We start from the raw sequence: 24,799 nt of genomic DNA on the forward strand, positions 1-24,799 counted from the left end.
GCTCCGGGGGTTTCCAAGGTATTTATTTTACTTATGCCGCTCTCAGTAATTGGTATTTCCCAGTCCCGGCCCGGCCCGGTAGATTGGCGGCAGGACATTGCGCAAAACCGGATATCACCATGGCTCACCCGCTCGAAGGCATCACCGTCGTTTCCCTTGAACAGGCGATCGCAGCCCCGTTCTGCACCCGTCAGTTGGCGGACCTCGGCGCGCGCATCATCAAGATTGAGCGGCCCGGCATTGGCGACTTTGCCCGTGCCTACGACACGCGCGTGCGCGGTATGTCTTCGCATTTCGTCTGGACTAACCGCTCCAAGCAGAGCTTGACGCTCGACGTCAAGCACGCAGCGGCTGCGCCCGTGCTGGCCGGCCTGCTGGATCGCGCGGACGTACTGGTGCAGAACCTCGCACCCGGCGCGGCCGCGCGCCTCGGTCTGGACTTCGACACCCTGAGCGAGAAATACCCGCGACTGATCGTGTGCGATATCTCGGGCTATGGCAGCGACGGCCCGTACCGCGACAAGAAGGCCTATGACCTCCTGGTTCAGAGCGAGTCCGGTTTTGTCTCCGTGACCGGCACGCCGGAAGATGGGGTCAAGGCCGGCGCGTCGGTGGCCGACATTGCGGCCGGCATGTATGCCTACACCAATATCCTTGCCGCGCTACTTGAACGCGGCAAGACGGGACGCGGCAAGCGGATCGACATCTCGATGCTGGAATCGATGGTGGAGTGGATGGGCTTTCCGCTCTACTACGCCTTCGACGGCGCCGAGCCGCCGCCGCGTGCGGGGGCGGCGCATGCCACCATCTACCCCTATGGTCCGTTTCCGACCGGCGACGGCAAGACGGTGATGCTGGGACTGCAGAACGAGCGCGAGTGGGTCGTGTTCTGCCAGGCAGTGCTGGGGAACCCGGAGCTTGCCGCCCACCCCGACTTTGCCAGCAACAGCCTGCGCAATCAGAACCGCGCTGCCCTGCGCGCGCGCATCGTCAAGAGCTTCGCGGCTCTGACAGCAGCGGAGGTGGTCGACCGGCTCGAGGCTGCCAAGATCGCAAATGCGCGGGTCAACACCATTGCCGACGTATGGGACCACCCGCAGCTGGCGGCGCGGCAGCGCTGGCGCCGGGTCGACACGCCGGTCGGTCCCGTGCCGGCCTTACTGCCGCCGGGCATGACAGAGGCGCGCATGGACTCGATTCCGTCGTTGGGCGGCAGCACTGATGCCATCTTGGCCGAGCTGGGTCAGTCCGACGAACAAATCGCCGCATTACGATCGGCAGGCGCCATCTGAGAGGAGGCAACCATGTCGATCGTCAATTCGCGCAGCTATCTGTTTGTTCCGGCCTCGCGTCCGGAGCGCATCGCCAAGGCGATTGGCTCGGGTGCCGATGCGGTCATTGTCGATTTCGAGGATGCGGTTGCGCCCGTCGACAAAGAGCAGGCACGCGAAGGGCTTGTGGCTCCATGGGCGAAACTATGCGTACACGCCGCGGCGGCTAATGTCGCCATGCTGGTGCGCATCAATGGCGCCGATACCGCGTACTACGAGGATGACCTGGCCTGGTGCAGCTCGGAGGGTGTCTCAGATGTCGTCCTGCCGAAGGCCGACGCGGCCGGCGTCAACGCGCTGGTGGCGGCATTGCCAGGCGTGCGCTGTTTCCCGCTGGTCGAGAACGCCGCCGGCTTCGCCGGTTTGCGCGAGCTGGCCAATGCCGGCAACGTGGTACGGCTGCTGTTCGGCAGCATCGACCTGATGTTCGACCTCGACATACAGGATGAGTGCGAAGCGCTGAACTACTTCCGCAGCCGGCTGGTGTTTCATTCCCGTGCAGCGGGATTGCTCGCACCCGTGGATGGCGTTTGCACCGCGATTGGCGACGACGCAGCACTTGCCGCAGAAACGCGCCGCGCACGGGCCTTCGGCTTTGGTGCCAAGCTGCTGATCCATCCAGGCCAGGTCCGTGGCGTGCACGACGGCCTAGCGCCGTCTGTCGCGGAGCGGCGCTGGGCCGAGCGTGTCACTGCCGCAGCCGCCGCAGCGAATGGTGCGGCCGTGGCTATGGAGGGCAAGATGGTGGACCGTCCAGTGCTGGAGCGAGCGCGCCGGATCCTGTCTCGTACCTCATGACGCCGCGTTTCATTCCGTTACCACGCCCTAATTGCCACTGCCTTGATTGCCGTCGGCTCGATATTGCCAGCCACCGCAGCCCAACCCTCCTCAGCCAAGCCAGAGAAACCGGTAATCCTTTGCGCCTGGAGGCGCCACCGGCATGGTGGCGCGCCTGATTGGTGCTGAACTCAGTAAGAAGCTGGGTCAATCTTTTGTGATCGAGAACATGTCCGGTGCCTCTGGCACCATTGGTGCCAATCAGGTGGATAGGGCGAAGTTGAACCTTGCTGGTAGGTGCCGCGGACACTCAGGCAATCAATCTGGATCTGTTCAAGGGACATCTGAGAAGTCGATTGACGGTTTCCAGCCGGTCAGCATGTTCACGACTTTGCCCGACGTACCGGTAGTCGATCCTAGGTTGCCTGCAGCCCGGTTGGGGAACTGGTTGCCTACGCGCGCAAGTCGAATCAGCCTCTCAGCTTTGCATCTTCGAGAACCGGCATTTCCATCCATCTCTCGGTGAACTGTTCAATTCCGTGACCGGACTGAAGTTGACGCACGTACCTTACCGTGGCAGTTCGCCAGCTATCATCGACCTGATGGGGCTGGCAAGTGACGCTGATGTTCGACAGCCTACTTTCGGCATTGCCCAATATCCAAAGCGGGAAGCTCAAGGCATTGGCTGGCACATCGGCGAAACGCAGTCGGCAGTTGCCCAATGTGCCCACGATGAAGGATGCTGGCTTTCCTGACTTCGTGCTGGGGTCTTGGAACGGCAGTCTCGCTCCGGCAAAAAAAACCGGCGGAGTGGTCGACAAGCTCGATCAGACGATTCGCACCATTGTCGCTCAGATCGGTAGAGAGACACGTGCCGATGGTCCGGACGCATTCCATGCCTTTATCCAACAGGAGTACAAGCGTTGGGCAAATGTCGGTCAGACGGCGGGTATTGAAAACAGTAAGGAGGTGCGCGAAGAGAGTGGCGCGTGCCACCCGCACTTTATCGGGGAAGACGGCGGCGAAGACTGCGGGACGTCGACAACTGACATCGGGAACCCGGCATCGGAAATGTTATTTCCCGCCGCCGTTCGACTTCTGGCGGGTGGCAAAATGCAGCGTACCGAATGTCTTCCCACCTAGATGGCCACCACCCGATACGTCCACAACGGCAAGGTTATATCGCGCGGTCAGTCGACCTGTGCGCCCGAAGTCTTCACTATGCGGGCCCACTTGTCCATGTCGGATACCAGTGTCGCGCTGAGTTGCTGCGGCGAGCCCGTCAAGACCTCGGCTCCCTGAGCGGCCAGTTTGTCTCGAAGAGTCTTGTCCGTGAGGATTGCCTGCATGGTCTGCGCAAGCTTCTGCGTCACATCCTTCGGCGTGCCCTTGACGGCGAAGAGGCCGACCCACAGGTCGCCGCTGTAGCCTGGGACGGTTTCGCCGATCGCAGGAATGTCCGGCGCAAAGGGTGAGCGCTTGGCGGAACTGACACCCAGCGCGCGCACCTTGCCTGCCTTGATGTGAGCCAGGACTGACGGAAGACTGGCAAAGGCCAGCGGTACCTGGTTGCCCAATACATCATTCAACGCGGGGGCAACGCCCTTGTATGGGACATGCTCAAGCTTGATGCCCGCCATGCCGTTGAGCATCTCACCTAGCAGGTGGTTCAACGTGCCATTTCCGGCTGACGCAAAGCGGTAGTAGTCTGGCTTTGCCTTCGCCATGGCAATCAGCTCCGACAGCGACTTGGCGGGGAAGGCGGGATTGGCCACAAGCACATTTGGCACGCTCGCCACGGGCGAGATTGGCTCGAAATCCTTGATCGGGTCGAACGGAACCTTCCGGTACAGCGAGGGGTTGATGGCCTGCGTGCTGCTGATTGTCATCAACAGCGTATAGCCATCTGGCGTAGCGCGTGCCGCTGCCTGGGTGCCAATATTACCCCCGGCGCCCGGACGGTTTTCGACTACCACTTGCTGGCCCAGCCGTTGCGACAGCGTCGCAGCGACCAGACGCGCGACGATATCGTTGGTGCCGCCGGGCGCCTGCGGCACGATCATCTGGATGGGCTTGGAAGGATAGGCGTCGGCGGCGTGAGCCTTCACGCTAAACAGCGGCAGGCATGCGGCCAGGGCAGCGGCGGCTGCCAAGGCGCGGCGGGTACGTTGCATGGTGTCTCCTGGGGTTGCGGTGGGGCATGAATGCACGCCCGGTCTGGTCGCAACTCTAGCCGACTGCCGCGCTTGCGTGAAATTCAATCGCCGACTACGGGCATAAGTTTTATTGATCGGCCAAGGGTGGCGGTTTGAGCGACCCACCCGCCGGCATGCCCACGCCCACCAGTTCGCGCAGCACTTCCGTCGCGCCAAGCGCATCGCGTCATTCGATGTTGGAATCGATGGGAACTGGATGGGCTTCCCGCTGTACTACGCCTTTGAAGGCGCCGAGCCTCCGCCACGTGCCTATGCGAGTGCACGCCACCACCATCTACCTCTATGGTCAGTTCCCGGCTGTTGATGGCAAGACCTTGATGCTGGGGCTGCAAAACGAGCGGGAGTGGGTGGGGTGGGGTGCCAAGAAGTGCTGGCCGAACTCGAATTCGCCACGCATCCCGACTTAGCCTGCGGCACTGTATCGATCGCGGAGTGCGAACAGACGCGGCCCCCTGTCACGCCCACAGATAATTTGCGCGAAAACGTTGCAAATCGACCGACAGCTCCTCGCCCAAGAAACGCTTGGAGTGGCTTTATTCTTGCTCGATGCTCTGCAGTGCAGCCTAGAGAGAGACAGACCACACTTCCAGCACGCGTTCCTGCCTTTAGGCGTGGTCGCACATCGACCTGACGTAGCGTGGCAACCGCTTGCAGAAAGGCCTCGCGACCAAATTGTTTGCCGGAGCGAGTACGAACGGCCTGGACCGAAGAAGCCAGTGATGCGTTCCTGTGGAGTTGCTTTGATCGCAAGCCCCGGCGCTATCGCGGCAGATGCGCGAAACACATGACCCCGTATCGCCGTGTCCGCCTGTATTCGCATCCGTGTTGGACAACAGCAACCCGTCCACTTTTCCGTCGCCTTTAGGGCAGCTAGTAACGCCAACATGCCTCAGAGAGAGTGGCCCGCCAGCAAAGCGCTCCCCGCGCGCTATTGCAGTACGTCAGCAAGGCGGCCGCCAAGCTTTCCAGACCCCAGGACGCTAAAAGTTCGGCGCGACGCAAACTCGTCCGCGCTTCAGGATGCTCATTGTTCCATTGCATGACACCAATCGGATGCTGCTTTACGGTGCCTTACAAAACGCATAATATTTTCTGAATGATGCAAAAAAGCTATCCAAAATAAGGGGCAAAATGACTGCAAATGTGACTATGGCTCAACTAAAGCACTTCCTGCTGGTAGTCGACCACGGCGGGTTCCGTGTTGCGGCTACCGAGGCATTCCGGTCACAGCCTGCGCTGTCGCGTTCTATCCGAGAGTTGGAGCAACGTATCGGCGGAAGGCTGTTCGAAGCCGGGCGGGCAGAGTTAACCATGTTTGGGGCAGGGTGTGTGCCCTACGCGCGGGAGTTGGCCGAACACTTCGACCGCGCGGTCAGTGCGATGCAGAGGCTCGCGGACAGAGAGGAGGGTGTACTTACCATTGCGTCGGTGCCGACGGTTGCGACGCAATGGCTGCCGGACTTGGTACGCCGTTATATCGAGCGCCATCCGAAGATCGAGATCCGCATTCTGGACGATAATTCCCGCAATATCCAGGCAATGGTCCTGGCTGGCGAAGTGGACTTTGGCATCTGCAGTCGCGTGGGCGTGGAGTCTCGCCTTCAGTTCCAGTCGCTGGTCAAGGACAGCTTTGGTCTGGTCTGTCGAGCCGATCATGCACTGGCCGGCCGGCGCTCGATTGGCTGGAATGAGCTTGCGTCCCTGCCGATCATCGGAACGGTAGCGCATCAGCAAATCGAGGGTGTGCCGGAGATGGAGTTACTGGCAGGCAGCCATTTGTTTGTGTCAAACATGCTGTCGCTGATTGCCATGCTGGAGCAGGGACTGGGCGTAACCGTACTTCCATCGCTGGGTGTGCCGGCGAGCGCGCGCGGCCTTGTCTTCGTGCCACTGAAACGCCCCAAAGTGCACCGGGAACTAGGTATTCTTTCATTGAACCGCCGGTCATTGAGCCCAGCAGCAGCGACCATGGCAAAGATGCTGATGGAGCACGCTGCGGCCGCTGCGCCCACTTAAAATTTGTGCGAGTAGCGAAGATTGTTCCAAATAGCCTTGCGCTACATTGCGAAGATCCATATCGTGGGCAGCACGATTCGGTGCCGTCAAGACGGGACAAGGAAAGCAACGTTTCCGCCAAAGAGGTTGCACTCAAGGCGCTCGATCTGGCCAAGGTTTCGGCATTCGGCCCGCCGGGGCTGCGTTATTACGGCCTTGGCGCCCCCGTCAAGGGCGGATTGGACTTCGCCCGCGTGCCATTATGGCTTGCGCGTGCTGGCTGAGAACGTACTGCGCCATATCGGTACTAAGGACGTCGAAACAGCAGACTTGGACCGACTTCTCGCCAGGCGGCCTGGGTAGGACGATGTGACGATGTGATGAGGCGATGGGCGGGCACTGCATGACGCATTGGCCGACCGATGCGCCGTCAGGCGCGATCTTTTCGTTGGACGCGGAAACTACAGACATCCGCAAGCCGCCATTCCTGGATCGCTCCAACGTAGGCCATGATGGGTGTGTTGCCGCGTGAATTTCCTTCTGGCGTTACGCGCAAGACGCTCAGCCCGGATGGCGTGCCTGTCGCTAGTTCCAACTTCGCCTCAAATACTGACTGGCATACGGGTCGCTACGATCAACGAGTGCTTAAACTCTATATATTTTTCGCGCGCGATGCAGTACAAGATTGCCTGGCATACGAGAGGGGAAACTGAAAACTCAGTCGAGTATTCTCCGGCACTGGCGTACAGTGAAATGATCACCATCGGGGGTTTTTACCTTATGCTCCACACCCTTCTCCAATCGCTCGAGGTACGCGGAAGACGGGGTGTTTCGGAAATCGGTGAAGGTCATTCTAGTTTAGCATTGGTATATAGGCGTTCACTGTCCGAATTGCAAGTAGAGCAAAGTGATGTGTCTCAGTGAGCGGAAGGAGAAGCGTTGGTGTATCAAGGGTTCGAAAGGGGGAAATAATGCCAACACAAGGATTGGAGTTTACAAGTGACGGCCCATGAGTTGAAGGTACGAACAGCACAGCAGGACGATTACGAATGGATCGTTGCCGCGCATGGAGACGTCTATGCCACGAAGTTCGGTTTTGACAGGAGTTTTCAGGACAGCATTTCCAAAAAGATGCATGCATTTCTCCAGCTACCCAGTGCATTTGATCGTGTCTGGGTTGCATTGATAGGAGTACACGGGTGGCGTCGATTGCAATCTCCGAAAGACCTGGAGATCTGGCATTTCTCAATTTCGTTCTAGTCCTGCCTGAATATAGAGGCAGAGGCGTGGGGTATGCAATGATGAGGATGGCCCTAGAGTATGCACGTACGCACTCGTTGAAGGAGGTACAGCTGGAGACCTACAGCTGCCTCGTAGCCGCAAGAGCGCTCTATAGTCGACTGGGGTTCCGTACATCGAAAGTGGCGCCGGACAAAAAGGCGTTTGGGCAGACATTTCAACAAGAGTTCTGGACACTAACTCTCTAGGCACAACGCTTGCGGTCGGGCCAGAATCGCCAGTAATCTCCAGACGTTTAGAGCCAGCAGGGCGGGCACCCACTATCAGAAGAAGGTCGAGGACACGCGCGCCAGCGTGGCAAGACAAAGAATTTCTCGCCGGAGCTGTTGGAGATTCTGACTAGGCTTGAAGCCCACAAGGCGAACATAAACTACGAGGATTGCAGAAGAAAAGAAATGTAGCCTGATTCGATCATCCCTGGGGGCCGATCCGTCGCCAATATTACGGACTGGTGAGTAGCTAGAGAAGCTTAGCAGGCTGCTGAAGTACTCACCACGGAAGAGGTGCGGCTTCCCCTGGTAGGGCTGGCGGGTTCGCGGTGTTTCCCAATCCGGGAGTTCGGTATTATTGCCGCAAATTTTTTTCGCTTTTGTCGGCCACTTCCGCCATGATTATCGCGACTACTGAAACTGCGGACCGATTTGTCCCGGCGAGCGCATTTGCACGAGGTTGTAGGCGGCGGTCCGCCGTGCGCTCCCAATATGGTTGCGTCACATCCAGCCAATCGATCTGCCCATTCTCCGATCGCACTGAAGCGGCATCCACTGCGCGCTTCCCCGTACCGCGAAGACTTCGCCGCCCGCTTCGGCCAGATGGCGCGATATCACCGAGCTGGACAGAAGTCCTTCCACTTGACTGAGCCGGCCTAGCCTGAATCGAGCTAAGCCGTGCCAACGGGACAATGCCGAAATTGGCGATAAACAGAATCCTTGATGGATTCATTATCTATCGCCAGCACGATCCATCAGGCATCAATGCGAATTTGCACTCCGTAAGGCGTGTAGATCGGCGTTGCCTTGAAACCCTCCACGGCGATAGTAGTGAACTGTCCGCGAACACTGCTGCCAGTGATGACCGGAATGGTTTCGCCAGCCTTCGGAGCATATCCATTGACAAAGACGATGCGCAGCGTGCCACCGGCAATCGTTGTCAGCCCGGCCACCGTCATGCGGCCCTGGCCATTCAGGCCGACGCGCATATCGAGCGTGGTGCCGGCCAATTGCGTGAACTTGCCTGCCATGGCGACGCTTTCCGGCGCGTTGATCACCACTGAGCCAGCGCCCAGATAGACATCGCCAGTACCGAACGCCTTGGCGGAAGCGGCTTCGAGAACGCCCCCAGCTACCTGCGTGCCACCCGAGTATGTGTTTGCACCGCCGAGCTTGATTTTCCCGCTGCCGGTCAGTGTGAACTTGCCTGTGCCAGCAATATCGTTGCGCCACGTATCCTCTGCATTGAAACCACCCTTGCTCGCGTCCATCGATACCACGACGTTGCCGTTAAACGCGCCATAGCCATCCCCAGCGGCAAACAGGTTCAAGCGGCCCCAACCTTCGGCATCATCCATGAGCGGATAGCCGGACTCCAATTCTGTCGTCTTCAACACCACGCGACGCTGATCGGCACTCAGATAAGGGAAGCGCGTCTCCAAGATCACTTCAGCCCCTTTGGGCACGGATGGCTCTAACGACTTCGAGCCGATCTGCGCGAAGCCGAATGTCATGCGGCGCAGATAGTTGGTCTTATTGGCGGCGTAGTCGCTGAATCGGTCATTGGCCGGTGTCCCGGAGCGCGCAAAGTTCGCAAACGTGGCTGGCGTCGTCCCCGTCGCTGCCATCAGTGCGTTATGGGCTTGGGCATAGGCCGACGCCTTAAGCGCAGCATTGCTCGGCGCATAGAGATTTGCGGCAGCACCGGCGATAGCGTTCATACGGCCACCAATGACGTCTAGCGGAGAATGCATGCCGGACATGATACGGTTCTCGCCAAGCTCCATGCCCCGGCTCAGCATCTCCTGAAAGCGCTCTGGTACCAGGTATGCCATAACAAGGGAGTTGCGAATCGCTTCGGCAGTATGGCCACTAATGAAGCCCCCATCGGTGCCCGGCGTCTGGCTCTTCGCAGGCACCAAGGTTGGTACAACGATCACATTCGAGCTCCAGCGATATGGGCGCGCATACTTGTAGAAGCGCTTGGCGGGCTCCGTTGACGAATTGCTATTGGCTTTATTGATGAGCGCCACCACGTCACCGAACGTCGGGTTCGCCTCGCCAGATACGCCGCCATTGTTACCGCCATCGTTGTAGAGCACCGTGGTGGCATCAGGGGGAATACTAGTAATGGTCGTCGTCTGCTGAGCTGCGGCGCGCCAGGACGCCGTGAGCGGCCCCATGCCATCTGTTACGCTGTAGTTCTTACCACGACGATCGTCATAGTAGGCGGCCTCCGCCTGAGCGGCAGTTCTGTTGGCGGTAGTATTAACCACGTATTGGATGTTGGCTTGATGGATCGCAGCGTTGACTACGGTTCCGCCCGCCGTACCGTCGTCGGGCACGCCAGTCCACGAAGACGGTACAACGGCAGGGTAGCCGTCCACCGCTGGCGCCGTCACACCCGCATCAACTATGCGGGTGAGCGGCTCCCATACATTTAGAAAGCCCTGCAGCAGACGCACGCCTGCATTGGTCTCCAGAGTGGCATAGCGTGCATCGCCCCGTTGATTCGTCGCGACGTTGTCGACGAAAGCGGGTACTGACGCAGATACTGGTGCGCTATCGACATAACCCGGATCGGGAGGCGGTGCCGGGACAGCCAGCGGTATGATATTGGAGCTATTGTCGTTGTCACCACCGCAGGCGCTGAGAAAAAGTGCGAGACATGCGACCACGATCCCAGACGGCATCGCTGACTTGGAAAAATGCATATGAAAAGAGTCCATGAATTAAGAAGACAGGAAAGGCATATAGGCTATGTCAATAAAAAGTCAAATTCATGAATCGCGACGTTCTAATGCATCAACTTTTCTGAAAAATTGTCAATATTGATCCGGCATCTCATGAACTTGTATCAGACCGGCATACTTCACCTAACACTGCTGAAAGTAGCGTCGAATGCGTTCGGGCTGTTTCTGAAAACTGCCCAGATGGCTCGATGCAGCTTTGACGAGTTGCAGCCTGGTGCGAGCTGTGCCCGCGGGGTGACGGCTTGCTTGATATTGGCCTTGGCTATCTCGTCGAGAATGAGTTCCGGGCTGTAGCTGGGCGGGTAGATCACCTCGACTTGCTCGACGTGCGGGGCGAGCTAGGCCTTCACCGGCTTGCTGTGATGCACTCTCAAGTATCGAGAATCAGGGGCACCTTTCGGGCAGACGCGCAGCCTGTTCCCCTTGCCTTGCAGTTTGACCTGGCACGACCGCTAACGCGCAGGTCGCACAAACCAAGGTCGAGCACCTTCGTCTGCACCCTTGGCGATAGGTGACGGCGAACTATTGGCATGGCCGTCCCGGACGTTCGCCGCCGCGTTCAGAACAGCCGCGATCCCACCGGAATCGCGGGCGCGCACTCAACGTTGCGATCCGCCATCAGAAGATATGCCTGACTCCAGCCACGATTCCGGTCTGGCTGACACCAGGGGCAACCATCGTCGAAGTGATAACGCCGAGGTTCGACTTGCCCTTGTTATTGATGTACGAAGCGCTAACGTAGAGATCGGTCCGCTTCGACAACCCGTACATCGTTTGAAACACATAGCTCATCGAATCGTTCGGCGAGTTGCGTCGATCCGTGTAGTACGCGCCAAGGTTAAGCCTCAGGGCAGGGGTCAACGCGTATCCGCCTCCCACCCAATACAGGTTGGACCGGATACCAGTCGTCGGCGTCAGGCCGCCCTGCAGATACCGATACCCGGCAATGGCAGAGAACGGACCGGTGGTGTAGATCAGGCTTGCCACATAGCGCCGCTCGACAGCGTCCGCGTTCGCTACCGAGGTGCCGCGGCGCTGGTCATAGGCGATCGCCATACCGACGTTTCCGAGCGTATAGGATGCACCTGCGCTCATCTCCTGGCCCACCCGCGGGGCGCCGGGAAATTCACCGCCATTGGCGACGGTCGAATCGTAGCCTGCGCTGTACAGGCCCGTTACGGTCAACGCACCAAAATTGCCCGTGTACTTCACGGCGTTGTCGGGACGGCCCGCGAACTGAGCATCCTGCGAAATCAACGAGTAGGTTGCATAACGCAGTGGATCGAGACCAGCGAACAAATCGAAAAGGGTGTTGTTCTGGCGGCCCAGGGTGATCTGGCCCCAGTTGCCATAGATGCCGACAAAGGCCTGCCTGCCAAACAGCCGTCCGCCTTGTGCCATGGCGCCCGTGTCAATGCTGAAGCCGCTTTCGAGCACAAAGGTGGCACCCAGACCGCCGCCCAGGTTCTCTTTGCCCCGCAGGCCCCAGCGCGAACCGGAGATGCTGCCGGACGAAACGCGATAGGCGGATCCTGAGCCGTCCATACCGGCATGGCTGACGTACTCGAACCCTGCGTCGGCGATGCCGTACAACGTGATACTGCTCTGTGCCTCTGCGCTCGCTGCGAACACCGTTCCGACTGCGGCGGCAACCAGGGTTTTACCGATCAACCTCACTTTCTCCTCCCTATTTTGTCTTGGCTTATTCGGCCAAAAATTACGAACTGGCAGATCTCGTATTTCTATATCTCTGTCAATACAGCTGCTAAGAAACGACCCTACTCGAGATCGCAGCATCGGTTTCTGAGCAGATCTTAATGACACGTACGCATTGGCCACGAAACAACAGGCCACGCCGATCGGCGTGCCAAATCAGCTTGCTTCGTTAGTTCATTTCGCAGGGCGCCCTATACTCGGGCCGCACGCGGTGGCTATGTAACCGGTCGTCGCGCAAGTAGTTCGCGGGCGCCAATTTTCCGCTTCAATGACGGGACCTGGGGATGGCCGTCGACGCCTCGGAAAGCTGGCCCAGCACCAAGCGCATCATTCCGCCCGCACGCCAGACCTTGAGCTCGTTTGCCGTGTCGATCCGGCAATTAAGTTCCAGCGCTTCGGAAGATCCGTCAGCACGGCGCAGGGTCGCCCGAACAGCGCCACCCGGGCGCGCTTGCTGGTCGAGCGATTCGATGCGGAGCGTCTCCGTGCCGGCGAGGCCAAGTGTCTTGCGAGTGACATCCGAAGGAAACTCGAGCGGCAGTACACCCATCATGATCAGGTTGGAGCGATGAATGCGCTCGAAGCTCTCGGCAATCACCACACGCACGCCGAGCAGGCTCGTGCCCTTGGCAGCCCAGTCTCGCGACGAGCCGGTGCCGTATTCGCGGCCGGCGACGATCACCAAGGAAACGCCGCGCGCCGCATACCGCATGGCTGCGTCATAGATCGGCATGACCTCGCCTTCAGGAAAGCACTTCGTCTGGCCTCCGAGCACGCCGGGCACCAACTCGTTGCTGAGCCGGATGTTGGCGAAGGTGCCGCGCACCATGACTTCGTGGTTGGCGCGCCGGGAACCATAGGCATTGAAATCGACGGGCTTTACGCCGCGTTCGCGCAAGTACAGGCCCGCCGGACTCTCGGCCGGGATGCTGCCAACTGGCGAGATGTGATCGGTGGTCGTGCTGTCGCCAAGCATCAACAGAATGCGCGCGTCCACGATATCGCCCGTCTGCGCCACGGGACTCGTGTCAAAATGATCAAGGAAAGGCGGCCTGCGGATATACGTGCTACTCGCATCCCACGGAAACACCACGCCGGACGGCGCATCGAGCGCGCGCCACTCGGGACTGCCGTCGAGAATATTCCTGTACTGTGTCTCGAACAGAGTGGGGGTCAGGACGTTTTCCAGCACGGCCTGTACCGCTGCGTCGTCCGGCCAGATTTCACGGAGATAGACTGGTCGGCCATCGCTGCCGTCGCACAGGGGGTCGCGCGTCAGATCAATCTGAATATTGCCGGCGAGCGCATAGGCGATCACCAGTGGCGGAGACATCAGATAGTTGGCCCGGGCCATCGGATGGATGCGAGCCTCGAAATTACGGTTGCCGGATAACACGGCCGTTGCAATGATGTCTTCGCGGTGAATCTGATTTTCAACAGCCTCATCAAGTTGGCCGGAATTTCCGCCGCAGGTCGCACAGCCGTAGCCCGCAACTTGAAAACCCAATGCGTCCAGGTCAGCCTGCAGACCGCTTGCTTCCAGGTACGCACCCACCACACGCGAGCCCGGTGTCAGTGATGTCTTGATCCACGGCCGTGGCTTCAGACCACGCGCGCGGGCGTTGCGGGCCAGCAGTCCGGCAGCAATCATGACGGCAGGATTGGAAGTGTTCGTGCAACTGGTGATGGCCGCGATGATTACAGCGCCGTCGGATAGCCTGTCCCGTGCAGGAGCGCCTGATGAAAAGGCCGCGCGGAAGCTGTCGCAGATTGCGTCCAGTTCAACGCGATCCTGCGGGCGTTTCGGCCCGGCTACGCAGGGGGCGACGTCCGACAAATCAAAATCGAGCATGCTGCTGTACTCGGGATCCCGGGCGTCATGCGCACGCCAAAGACCCTGCGCCTTGGCATACGCCTCAACGAGCGCTACGTGCGCCGCGTCTCGGCCACTAGCCGTCAGGTATCGCAACGTAGCTGCATCAATCGGGAAGAATGCTGCCGTGGAACCATACTCAGGCGCCATGTTGGCAATCGTGGCGCGATCCGTGACGGCAAGCGTATCGAGCGCCGGGCCGAAGAATTCGACCAGTGCATCGACGACATTGAATGCCCGCAATTGCTGGGTGAGCGTCAGCACGAGGTCGGTGGCTGTCACACCGGCGCGCAGACTGCCGCTGAGACGCACGCCTACAATTCGCCGCAGGGGCACGGTTATCGGCAATCCGAGCATCGCCGCCTCGGCCTCGATGCCACCCACACCCCAGCCAAGCACCCCGATTCCATTGACCATGGTGCTGTGGCTGTCCGTGCCAACCATGGTGTCAGGAAAGACGACGACATGGGCGCCTTCCTCCTGCGTACAGACAATGCTGGCAATGCGTTCGAGGTTGATCTGATGCACGATGCCGTTGCCAGGCGGCACGACACGCACCTTGCTCAGTGTCGCGGTGGCCCATTTTGCCAGGCGGTATCGCTCCGTATTGCGCTCGAACTCACGGCCCAGGTTGTAGGTCAGCGCTCCGGCGTGACCTGCCTGGTCCACGATGAGCGAATGATCGATGACGAGATCAACCGGAATCCTGGGATTGATCCGCGTAGCGGCCTGACCCTGGGCAACTATGGCATCGCGTAATGCTGCCAGGTCTACGAGGGCGGGAATTCCCGTGTAATCCTGCATAAGCACCCGGGCAGGATGGAACGGCACCGCAATCACATCTTCCAACTCCGGCCGCCAGGCCAGCAGGTGACGCAGGTCTGCCTCCTCGACATCATTGGTGCCGATATGGCGTAGCACATTCTCGGCCAATGCCCGCAGGCAGAATGGAAGGCGCGCAATAGCATCGGCACCGCCCGAAGTCGTGGCAGCGATGCTGTAGAAATGCAGCCCCGGTTGCGCGGGCACCGTAGCTTCGATCGAATCAAGCGCCTTGAGCGCAGCCTCTCTGACGGACACGTTGTCTTTCCTTCGTCGCCTGCCGGCGCCGTTATCGAGCCGACACGATAAGGACGTTCAGTATGTGTCTCAAGGCAATTTGGAACAGTTTTGATGAACCGACGAACCTGTTTAAAGACTGCTGGCCCGCCGCAACGGATTACGTGATCCATCAGGGCAATCGCACATGGCAGAGATGACCTTAGGCAGCGGACGATGCGGAAAATGCATCATTCAATAGAAATTATGCGTTTAGCGATGTGACAGGAGAGCGCATACGATGGCGATATGCAACAGGACGCCAAACACTCTGAACTACCGAAGGATCTGCTCCCGGACCACGTGCTGGGACATGCAGGAGCGGTGCTGCTGGGATTGCCTGGCGGTGGATGCTCCCCGGCAATTTTCGCCAACACCCAGCATGACGCCTTACTGGTCTATGGCGTCGACTGGGCTAGTTGGCCCGGCCCCTGGAATGTCGAAAATCTGGCGACACGCCTTGCGCATGCGTTGCGGAAGCGCGCAGGTCCGACGCTGTTGGCGGGCCATTCCCTGGGAGGCATGATCACGCTGCTGACCGCGCTCAAGGCCGGCAAAAAGGTGAACGGCCTGCTGCTGTCCAATACCGGTGCCCACACAGGCGGACATGGCGATGCGAGCCTGCCGGACCGGGTGCGCACGGCCTGGACGGAAGAGATCAGCGATGCATTCCTGCTGAGCTGCTTCCTGCGCCCGCCGCCACCGGCGTTGTGGCAAGAGATGCGTGACTATATGGCGCGGATCAACCGTGATGCGTTTCTTGAAGCGGTTATCACGCTGCGTCGGATCGATGTGCGACCGCTGCTCGGAGAGATCGCGTGCCCTGCCGTGATCGCGCACGGGCGACACGACCGGCGTCGCCACATCAGCTTTGCGCAGGAACTCGCCGATGGCATCCCGGACACCGCGCTGATCTTGATCGACGGCGGACATACCCCGATGATCGACAATCCGCAGGAGTACCGGGCAGCCCTGGACGCGCTGGTGCAACTGACCAAGACCGGCGGTTGATCCATATAGACATAGGAGGAGAACATAATGAACAAAGCGAGACGATCGGCACTACGCCTTGCTCTTGCTGCCACGGCGATGGCGGCTGGAATCGCACCAGGTACGGCGCTGGCGCAAGCAAGCCCATGGCCGAATCGCCCGATTCGCCTGTTGGTTCCTTCGGCGGCGGGCGGCGCGGCAGACTTCGTCGCGCGAACTTTCGCCAGCTTCCTGCAGAAGCGTCTGCCGCCGAACGCCACCGTGGTGGTGGAGAATCGTCCTGGCGCAGGCGGCATCGTCGGCACCGAGGCTGCCAAGAACGCGCCGGCCGACGGCTATACCTTCCTGATCGCCTCCAATTCCACGCACGCGGCCAATGTCAGCCTGTACCGCCGCCTGCCCTACGATCCGGTGAAGGACTTTGCGCCGGTCGGCATGTTCGGCACATTCGGCACGATCCTGATCGTGCCGAAGAATGGCCCGTTCATGTCAGTGCCGGAGCTGATCCGCTACGCGAAGGCCCATCCGGGCAAGATGACGTACGGCTACTACAGCTCCTCATCGCGCGTTCCTCCTGAACTGCTGCGTGTACGAGCAGGGCTCGACTACACCGGAGCGCCTTACCGGAACATCACACAGATCGTTACCGACATGCTCGGTGGACAGATCCAGTTCGCCTTCTTGGATTCCCTGTCTGCCGCTCCAGCGCTGCAAAACGCGCAGCTGGCTGCGATTGCCGTGACGTCATCGCAGCGCATGCGGCAGCTCGCGGGTGTTCCGACTGTGGCAGAGAGCATGCAAGGGCTCGAGGTACAGGGTTGGCTCGGTCTTGCCGCGCCGGCTGGCACGCCGGAGGACGTGGTCAGGCGGATGAGTGCGCTTGTCTCCGAGGCTATCGATGACCCCAACGTGCGCACCGCCCTGGAGCGGCAGGGCATGACCCCTCAGGCGATGACACCGGCGGCCCTGCGCGCGCACATGGTGGCAGATCGCTCCCGCTGGGCCGGATGGGTCAAGGCGGCCGGCATCGAAGCGGAATAGTCGCGCACAGCGATGGGGATGGACCGGGCGACACGTCTCGCCCGACATCGATAACACACCAGAGATCGGACAGATGACCGCAATCATTTGCGCGGGGACTCCCGAGCGCCACGCCCGTGCACGACAGGCACAGTTGCTTCAGGCAAGCGTGATGCCAGACACCTGTGCCCCGGACTCCAGCCTGCTGGTCAGCACCGTACTTCGCCAGGCGGACTGGGCGACAGGCTGCCAGGCTGCGACTCTGCAAGCGTTCGCGAAGGGCGGCGTCGTCCGGCATCTGAAGCGTGGCGAAGTCGTGATGCGGCGCGGCGCCCCTGTCAGACATCTTGGCATCGTGGTATCCGGGGCCCTGCAAGTGGGAATTCACGCCAGCAGCGGCAAGCGCATGATCACCGGCTACCTGGGTTCGGGACAGCTGTTCAATCTGGTGCCATTTCTGGATGGGGGCGTGGCAACCAACGACCTCATTGCCCACACTGATCTGACGATCTGCGTTCTCAACAAGTCTCTGGTCGAGATGGCGCTGTCGTCGGACGTCATCCTGCTGCGTGCCTTCATGCAGGTACTCTGTTTACGGGCTCGCCGCTCCCTGTCAGACCACGCTGATCTGCTGCTGGTGACGTTGCGGCAGCGGTGCGCCAAAGTCCTGCTGAACCTTGCGGCGGACTACGGCTCGCCGCACTCTGAAGGGGTCTCGCTCACGCTCCGGATGAGCCAGGCGGAGTTTGCGGACCTGGTGGGCTGGTCCCGCCCGAAAGTGAACCAGGAACTGAAACGAATTGAAGCAGAATCCATCATCCAGGTGTCGTACTCCCGTGTGCTGATCTTGGACATGGAGCGGCTTAAGGCAGCTGCATCCGGGGAATGAGGCGATTTGTATTGACGGGATCATGTGCGCGTGAAGTGCGACTTCGTCAGGCAGTCGGACGGTTCCACGGCACCAACCACGACCACGACCACGGCCACGGTCGCCGCCCGGTATCAATACGGGTCGCTGCCGTAAGAGTCGGAGAGCTGTCCACGGGGACCCACGGAAAGAGGAGAGGAAATTGATGTGGTGTGTGAGAAGCGGTTGAGCGTGGTTCGAGAACGCTGAGCTTCAGGGATTGAATTGGTTGCAGGACCCAAGCCGAATCACCTTCACAAAGGTTCAGAATTTGGCGCCAAACGCTGTGTCATGATGGAATCAAAAAAAATGGGTGCGTGCTGTACACGGCGCAATTTATAGTCCGAAGAAAGCACACTGTTCTAGGAATGACTCTCTGGGATCAGGAGATCTCTACACGCATGGGCCGTCCGACGTCTTCCCATAGACGGCTGGAGCGGAAGCTTGCAAATGATTAAATAAAAGCAAGCGAAGAAATTCACAAGAAGGATGAAGTGTCTAGCCACGACACGTTTATGAGATAAAGAAATGGGCGGGGCAAGAAATCTGATCTACCTGGTGGAGGACGATGAAGCTCAGGCGAAATACTTAGAGTTGGTGCTGAATGGGTTTGGCTTTGACGTCGGAATATTTTCGACCGGTGATCGAGTCATGCGAGCCATTCAGCGAATTCTGCCTGATATCGTCCTGCTGGACAGACGTCTACCTGATATCGACGGACTAAGGGTATTGGCTTGGATCCGCCACAGCTATTCCCGTCTTCCCGTCATTATGTTGACAAATGCAGTGCACGAGCGTGATCTCGTTGAGGCGTTTGAAGCAGGCGTAGATGACTACATGGTCAAGCCGATCAAAGAAGTAGAACTTCTCGCCAGGATTAGAGCGCAGTTGCGTCGAGCCAAGCAAGTGTTGGACTCGCAATTGGAGTCGTTAAAAGTCGGAAGTTATGTGGTTCGGAGCACTGAGCGTGCAGTTTACAAAAGATCTGGTGAACGTATAAACTTGACGCCGAAGGAATTCGAAATTTTCCTGATCCTTGCTAGGAATATCGGAAGTATTGTGCCCCGCGATACCGTCCTCTCGCTAGTTTGGGGACAATCGACAGAAGCGCAGAATTCGAGAAGCCTGGACACCCACATCTACAGGCTGCGGCGGCGGCTGAATCTCTGTCCAGACGGCGGGGTGTTATTGCGTGTTGTTTACAGCCAAGGTTATCGGCTGGAATATATCTCAAGCGAGCCGTCGGAATTCTTAGGCAAGTGAGGCCATCATTTGGCGCCGACGATCTGACCGTCAATGGTCTACTCGTCGAACATACCCATCAAACATTACGCCGCCAAATTGCAGCTGCCACTGCGCAGCCTGCTCAGCCACGGGCAGATCATCGCATAAGCCTACGGACGTCACCTGCTGATCAAACGTCTGGGCGACGAGGAGCACACCGTGGTGGCGCGGCTGACCGAACTCGGTCGTAATCGTTATGGCGCCGCCTTCGCAGCCATAGCGAGCGTTGGAAACCATCGCCAGGTAAAGGCTCGCCCGACGAGATGGCCGATGTGGTAGTCACGCTGCTGCACCCATATCTGCAGCCCGATTATTATTAAAAGATGTTGTACTCGTTTGACCTGTCATGGCCTAGAACGTTTGTCCCATGTGAAGGGCGCGTCGGCGATCCGATCGAGGAGCCAGCATCGAGCTGCCGCGCACCTTCCGGCTGATCAACTGTCAGGTGGCAAAGTTGCCCCGGGCGGCTTTGCATTCCCGTGCTGTCCGGTACGGCTCGAAGAAATGATAGATATGGGCAATTCCAGAGATCATCGCCTCCAACAACGCATCGCGTTTTTCGGAGGGGATCGGTGGTGGTCGCAGCTGCGGCTCGGAATCGTCTTCGTAATGCAGGATCATGATCGGCATCATCGAGCCACAGTGATCCTCATCATGGATAAGGTGATTCCAGCTTCCCGGGCGCATTTGAACGCCACGCATGAACCCGTGTGCCCAGTCGTTGCCGGGCGCGCCACCATCATCTCGCTCGATCAAGATCGGCATATATGCGTGCTGCTCCGTCAGAGTACAGTGCAGTTCCGCTGCGATCGCATTCCAGTGACGCTTCAGCAGGCAAGGGATGTCTGAGAACTGCTCCTCCATGTGGTGGGAAGGCTCCGCACCGAACACCTCAAGCAAGTACTCGCTCCGCCGCACGATGTCGGGCCCACAAATCAATGCTGTAAAGTAGCCGTCGAGCATTTCGATATTCATCGAGCCGATGGTGTCAAGAGCGGCGGCAAGATGAGCGAGCTCGTCAAACGCGAGTGGTCGGCTGGATATCGGGTACATAAAAACAGGCTCTTGTTTGCGTGCCATCACTGAATACGATTGCTACTGGATTGGATATACCACGGGCTGAAGGTGTTGGTATGCCCGACCAACGATGTCAGCGTTGCCAGCGTGACACCGAAGGACTCATAGATGGCCTCTTCAAGAAGATACAGATGGTTGAAGCCGTACGCGGCGGACAGACGACTGTCTATTTTCGGAAGAATTGGAATATCCACCAAGAACCTGCAGAGGCGGGTTGAGCGGACTATATCCCGCATGCATTCTCCTTCAGCGAACAGCAGACGTGACACGTCACTAGCGGACAGGCGCAGCAACGACGCAAACTCCTGTCGCGTCCAGTTTCGACCTGGCTGCATATAGACGCTTCGGGCGAGGGAGTGTGTCAGCGGCTTCCTGTTCTGCGGCGACGAACTTCCGGTATCGGCCATCCCGAAAGGTGGATTTCCACATGCCTGGCTAGTGCCAATCAAGGGACTCGCCAGGTCATTTCCAACATGAACCTGGACACGCACAATGGAATTTTCCAGAAGATGCAAGTCAAAGCGGGTGAGCGATGGCAAGATCGTCTGTCGCCCGCGCCGTAGTTTTCTTGGCACCGATCGGTCTTTGCACCACGCCGTTTGCCGTTCCAGATCGACGGAGACCTCATAGGGAAAGGCAAGCTGGCGCAAAACAACGTCCCTATATTGGTAAGCAGAGAGGACGACGCAGCCATCGGGAAGATGAGAGACATTGCTGCCTTCTGCATCTCCGGGACGGTTGGAAGAAGCGCCTGGCGGTCCGGTGCCAGCGTGACAATTCCGATTCATGGGCTCAGCGGGAGATGCCGCATAGGGTGGCACGTTTGGCCAGCAGAGCGCTTCCGACGCGCGATGCGTTCGGTCGTCCCATGGCCTCGGAGATGAATGGTCCTGCCTTCACGATTGCGTTGAGATCGATGCGCGTGAGGCCATCCAACCGGAATGCGCTAGCGGCGGCTTCCATTACATCCTGGACGCGCCCCGGGTTACCGGCGCCAATGGGGTGTCCGTGCGAGACAGAATCCAGCGCTCGGTCCCTTCACGCAAGACTCGAGGTTAGTTCACTTGCAGGCCCACTCAATTCGCACGGATCTTGGCCTGCTCCACCAGCTTGCCGAAGCGTACGTATTCGTTGCGCATCTTCTGCATGGTGGTCTCACCCTCCAGATAGCTGGCTTGCACCCCGAGGTTGGCGAACTGGCGCTTGACCTCCGGATCGCTCATCAACTGGCGCACAGCATTGCTCAGCACAGTGCGCGTGGCGGGCGGCGTGGCTGCCGGCGCGAAGAGGCCCACCCAGGCAATCACGTCGGCCGACGGATAGCCCGCTTCGGTGATGCTGGGCACCTGCGGCAGGTCGGGCAGGCGGCTCGACGACGTGACCGCCAGCGCGCGCACCTGGCCCGACTTCACACGCTGCACCGAGCCGATGGCAGTGTCGAAGGCAAATGTCACTTCGCCGGACAGCAGCGCCTGCACGCACTGCGCGCCGCTCTTGTAGGGCACTTCGATGACGTCGGCGCCGGAAGCCACCTTGATCGCCTCGCCCGACAGCTGCGCGGTGCTGCCGACGCCGAACGATGCGTAGCTGATCTTGCCCGGCGACTTGCGCGCGGCCTGCACCACATCAGCGACCGTCTGGTACGGCGATTGCGGCGAAACTAGGATCAGGTTCGGAAACGACGCCAGCGTGCCGATGGCCGCGAAGCTGCGCAGGGGGTCATATTGCACGTTCGACATGACTTGCGGGCTGATGGTGAAGGCCGCATTGGAGCCGAGAAACAGGGTATAGCCGTCGGGCTCGGCCCGCGCCACCGAAGCTGCGCCGATCGTGGTGCCGCCGCCGGGGCGGTTTTCCACTACCACCGGCTGGCCCAGCGCGGCGTGCAGCTTCGGTCCCAGCATGCGGGCCATCAGGTCGATGGTGCCGCCGGCCGCGTAGGGCACCACCAGACGAATCGGCCGGCTCGGGTAGTCCGCAGCGAGCGTGCTGCCGGCGGAGCCGGCGAAGGTCGCGGCAACGAGGACGATGCGCAGCGTTTTAATGGATTGCATAGTTGTCTCCTCCAGGTGTTCCGTTTGGTCAGAACTGTTCTCCGCGTGCAGCCTTGTCCTTCAGAAGTTGTGGCGGCGCGAAGCGCTCGCCATAGTGTTCGGCCAGGTACCTTGCGCGCGCCACCGCCTTGTCCAGTCCGTATTGGTTGAGGAACTGGAACACGCCACCCGTCCAGCGTGGAAAGCCGATGCCGAGCACCGAGCCGATGTCGCCGTCGCCCGCGCTGTCGAGCACGCCTTCCTGCAGGATGCGCACCGATTCCAGCGCCATGGAGAACAACAGCCGGTCCTGCTTGTCCTGCTGCGGGATCTGTTCGTCCGGGCGGACGAAGTGTTGCGCCAGTCCGCTCCAGAACACTTTGCCGCCTGCGTCCGAGTAGTCGTAGAAGCCGCCGCCGGCGGCGCGGCCCTTGCGGCCGAAATCGTCGAGCATGCGCTTCATGACCGCATCAGCCGGATGCGCGGGCAGGGGGCGGCCTTCGGCCGCATGCGCGACTAGCGTCTCAAGCCGGTTGTTATAGGACAGGCTCAGGCTGACTTCGTCGAGCACCGCCAGCGGACCGGTGGGAAAGCCGGCAAAGGCCGCCGCCGCCTCGATCGCGGCGGGATCCTGCCCTTCGCCCAGCATCGCCACGCCCTCGCGTGTGAAGGTGCTGAACACGCGGCTGGTAAAGAAGCCCCGGTTGTCATTAACGACAATCGGGGTCTTGCCGATCTGCATGACGAAGTCCAGTGCCTGCGCCAGCGTTTCCTTCGAGGTCCGCTCGCCCTTGATCACTTCGACCAGCTGCATGCGGTGCACCGGCGAGAAGAAATGCATGCCGATGAAGCGGTCCGGGCGCCCCGAGGCCGTGGCCAGGCCGGTAATCGGCAGCGTGGACGTGTTGGATGCCCAGAACGCGCGGTCGGCCAGCAGCGGCTCGGCGTATTTCGTGATCTCGGACTTCAGAGCAGGGCTTTCGGGCACGGCTTCGATCACCAGGTCGACGTGGGCGAGGTCCTCATAGCGTTCCACAGGGTGGATGCGCCCCACTATCTCGCGGCGGCGTGCGGCATCGATCTCGCCCTTCTCTTCGCGCTTGGCGAGCAGCTTGTCGGCGGCATCGCGCGCGCCGGCCGCCTGCGCCAGCGTGGCGTCCTTGACCCACACGTCGACGCCGCGCACGGCGGCCACATAGGCGATGCCCTTGCCCATCATGCCCGCGCCGAGTACGGCCAGCGTGCCGATCTTGCTCTTGGCCACTCCCAGCGGGCGCTGCGCGCCCGACTTGATCTCGTTGGCACGGAACCAGAAGGTGCGCAGGATGTTCTTGGATACCTTGCCGGTGACGAGCTGCACGAAGTAACGCGATTCGATGCGGCTGGCGGTGTCGAAGTCCACCTGCATGCCTTCGACCGAGGCGCACAGGATCGCTTCCGGCGCCGGGTAACAGCCCTTGGTCCTGGCTCGTACCGCGGCAGCGGCGGTGGAGATCCAGCGCTTGGAGTCGTCCGCATCGTTCCAGCCGCCCGGCGGCACGTAGCCCTTGACGTCCCAGGGCTGGGTGCTCACGGGGTGGCCGATGATCCAGGCGCTCGCGGCGTCAAGCAGCGCCTGCTTCGAGTCGGCCAGCGCGTGGACCAGCCCGCTCTTGACGGCTTCGGCAGGGGACATGAGCTTGCTGTCCTGCAGATACGGCTGGCTTGCCGCCAGGCCGACCAGGCGGGTCATGCGCACCACGCCGCCGGCGCCGGGCATCAGGCCCAGCGTGGCTTCGGGCAGGCCGAACTGGACCTTGGGCCTGTCCAGCGCGATGCGATGGTGGCAGGCCAGCGCGATCTCGAAGCCACCGCCCAGCGCGGTGCCATTGAGCGCGGCCACCACGGGCTTGCCCAGCGTTTCGAGCCGGCGCAGGGTGTTCTTGCCAAGCTCAGTGGCTTCGAACAGCCGCTGCGCGTCGGCGGGCTGCATCTTGTAGAGGCGGTTCAGGTCGCCGCCGGCGAAGAAGGTCTCCTTGGCGGACGTCAGAATGACGCCGGCGATGTCGGCTTTCTCGGCTTCGAGGCGGGTCACCATGTCGGCAAAGCACTGCCGCATGGCGTCGGACATGGTGTTGACACTTTGTTCCGGCGCGTCAAAGGTAAGGGTGACGATGCCGTCGGCGGATTTTTGGTACTGGATCGGGGCTTGCATCTCGGGGTCTCCGGCAGGGCAGGCTGA

At 60.1% G+C, this 24,799-nt stretch carries 17 protein-coding genes and 2 pseudogenes; 10 read left to right on the plus strand and 9 right to left on the minus strand.

The genetic code is table 11. The annotated features are described in order from the left end of the window. Positions 1-119 precede the first annotated feature (119 nt). From ACOCMH_RS00055 to ACOCMH_RS00065, 3 genes are all read left to right on the plus strand, one after another. Positions 120-1,292, plus strand: coding sequence for a CaiB/BaiF CoA transferase family protein (locus tag ACOCMH_RS00055; RefSeq protein WP_427305981.1), 1,173 nt, complete (start codon positions 120-122; stop codon positions 1,290-1,292). A 12-nt stretch (positions 1,293-1,304) separates the two neighbouring features. Continuing rightward, positions 1,305-2,129, plus strand: a complete 825-nt coding sequence (locus tag ACOCMH_RS00060) for an HpcH/HpaI aldolase/citrate lyase family protein (RefSeq protein ID WP_427305982.1) — start codon at positions 1,305-1,307, stop codon at positions 2,127-2,129. 603 nt (positions 2,130-2,732) lie between these two features. Beyond that, positions 2,733-3,251 carry a tripartite tricarboxylate transporter substrate-binding protein gene (locus ACOCMH_RS00065; protein WP_427306058.1) on the plus strand — a complete coding sequence of 173 codons (519 nt, stop codon included), beginning with the start codon at positions 2,733-2,735 and terminating at the stop codon, positions 3,249-3,251. A gap of 47 nt (positions 3,252-3,298) precedes the next feature. On the opposite strand, the gene ACOCMH_RS00070 is transcribed toward ACOCMH_RS00065, so the two are convergent. Further along, complete coding sequence (locus ACOCMH_RS00070; protein WP_427305983.1) at positions 3,299-4,282, minus strand: Bug family tripartite tricarboxylate transporter substrate binding protein; 984 nt, start codon at positions 4,280-4,282, stop codon at positions 3,299-3,301. Between the two features lie 229 nt (positions 4,283-4,511). Between ACOCMH_RS00070 and ACOCMH_RS00075 the strand changes: the two are divergent. The 3 genes and pseudogenes from ACOCMH_RS00075 to ACOCMH_RS00085 all read left to right on the plus strand — a co-directional run. Further along, positions 4,512-4,671 (plus strand): annotated as a pseudogene (locus ACOCMH_RS00075) (CoA transferase); the annotation flags it as partial. 802 nt (positions 4,672-5,473) lie between these two features. Next, a complete protein-coding gene (locus ACOCMH_RS00080; RefSeq protein ID WP_427305984.1) occupies positions 5,474-6,340 on the plus strand; it encodes a LysR substrate-binding domain-containing protein in 867 nt (288 codons plus the stop codon). 1,178 nt (positions 6,341-7,518) lie between these two features. Then, positions 7,519-7,806: a GNAT family N-acetyltransferase gene (locus ACOCMH_RS00085; protein ID WP_427305985.1), complete on the plus strand. Its 288-nt coding sequence runs from the start codon at positions 7,519-7,521 to the stop codon at positions 7,804-7,806. Positions 7,807-8,582: 776 nt separating this feature from the next. Here ACOCMH_RS00085 and ACOCMH_RS00090 read toward each other — a convergent pair. From ACOCMH_RS00090 to acnA, 4 genes and pseudogenes are all read right to left on the minus strand, one after another. Next, the gene (locus ACOCMH_RS00090; RefSeq protein ID WP_427305986.1) at positions 8,583-10,541 is read right to left on the minus strand and encodes a phosphatase PAP2 family protein; all 1,959 of its coding nucleotides are present in this window, start codon (positions 10,539-10,541) and stop codon (positions 8,583-8,585) included. Between the two features lie 162 nt (positions 10,542-10,703). Further along, positions 10,704-10,977, minus strand: a pseudogene (locus ACOCMH_RS00095) (transposase); the annotation flags it as partial. 221 nt (positions 10,978-11,198) lie between these two features. After that, entirely contained in the window at positions 11,199-12,257 is a 1,059-nt protein-coding gene (locus tag ACOCMH_RS00100; RefSeq protein WP_427305987.1) for a porin, read from the minus strand. A 304-nt stretch (positions 12,258-12,561) separates the two neighbouring features. Continuing rightward, positions 12,562-15,249 carry an aconitate hydratase AcnA gene (gene acnA, locus ACOCMH_RS00105; protein ID WP_427305988.1) on the minus strand — a complete coding sequence of 896 codons (2,688 nt, stop codon included), beginning with the start codon at positions 15,247-15,249 and terminating at the stop codon, positions 12,562-12,564. A 267-nt stretch (positions 15,250-15,516) separates the two neighbouring features. Between acnA and ACOCMH_RS00110 the strand changes: the two genes are divergently transcribed. From ACOCMH_RS00110 to ACOCMH_RS00125, 4 genes are all read left to right on the plus strand, one after another. Then, a complete protein-coding gene (locus ACOCMH_RS00110; protein WP_427305989.1) occupies positions 15,517-16,278 on the plus strand; it encodes an alpha/beta fold hydrolase in 762 nt (253 codons plus the stop codon). Positions 16,279-16,305: 27 nt separating this feature from the next. Then, entirely contained in the window at positions 16,306-17,298 is a 993-nt protein-coding gene (locus ACOCMH_RS00115; protein ID WP_427305990.1) for a Bug family tripartite tricarboxylate transporter substrate binding protein, read from the plus strand. A gap of 73 nt (positions 17,299-17,371) precedes the next feature. Beyond that, positions 17,372-18,166, plus strand: coding sequence for a Crp/Fnr family transcriptional regulator (locus ACOCMH_RS00120; RefSeq protein WP_427305991.1), 795 nt, complete (start codon positions 17,372-17,374; stop codon positions 18,164-18,166). Positions 18,167-18,712: 546 nt separating this feature from the next. Then, complete coding sequence (locus tag ACOCMH_RS00125) at positions 18,713-19,447, plus strand: response regulator transcription factor (protein ID WP_427305992.1); 735 nt, start codon at positions 18,713-18,715, stop codon at positions 19,445-19,447. Between the two features lie 462 nt (positions 19,448-19,909). On the opposite strand, the gene ACOCMH_RS00130 is transcribed toward ACOCMH_RS00125, so the two are convergent. The 4 genes from ACOCMH_RS00130 to ACOCMH_RS00145 all read right to left on the minus strand — a co-directional run bounded on the left by ACOCMH_RS00130 (position 19,910) and on the right by ACOCMH_RS00145 (position 24,772). Then, positions 19,910-20,548 carry a UPF0149 family protein gene (locus tag ACOCMH_RS00130; RefSeq protein ID WP_427305993.1) on the minus strand — a complete coding sequence of 213 codons (639 nt, stop codon included), beginning with the start codon at positions 20,546-20,548 and terminating at the stop codon, positions 19,910-19,912. After that, positions 20,548-21,084, minus strand: coding sequence for a hypothetical protein (locus ACOCMH_RS00135; RefSeq protein WP_427305994.1), 537 nt, complete (start codon positions 21,082-21,084; stop codon positions 20,548-20,550). The genes ACOCMH_RS00130 and ACOCMH_RS00135 overlap by 1 nt, the downstream gene beginning before the upstream one ends. Positions 21,085-21,621: 537 nt before the next feature. After that, positions 21,622-22,599 carry a Bug family tripartite tricarboxylate transporter substrate binding protein gene (locus ACOCMH_RS00140; RefSeq protein ID WP_427305995.1) on the minus strand — a complete coding sequence of 326 codons (978 nt, stop codon included), beginning with the start codon at positions 22,597-22,599 and terminating at the stop codon, positions 21,622-21,624. A 28-nt stretch (positions 22,600-22,627) separates the two neighbouring features. Next, entirely contained in the window at positions 22,628-24,772 is a 2,145-nt protein-coding gene (locus tag ACOCMH_RS00145; protein WP_427305996.1) for a 3-hydroxyacyl-CoA dehydrogenase NAD-binding domain-containing protein, read from the minus strand. Between the last annotated feature and the right edge of the window lie 27 nt (positions 24,773-24,799).

It is taken from the genome of Cupriavidus sp. H39 (assembly GCF_050271075.1).
In the GTDB taxonomy this organism is placed as follows: domain Bacteria; phylum Pseudomonadota; class Gammaproteobacteria; order Burkholderiales; family Burkholderiaceae; genus Cupriavidus; species Cupriavidus necator_B.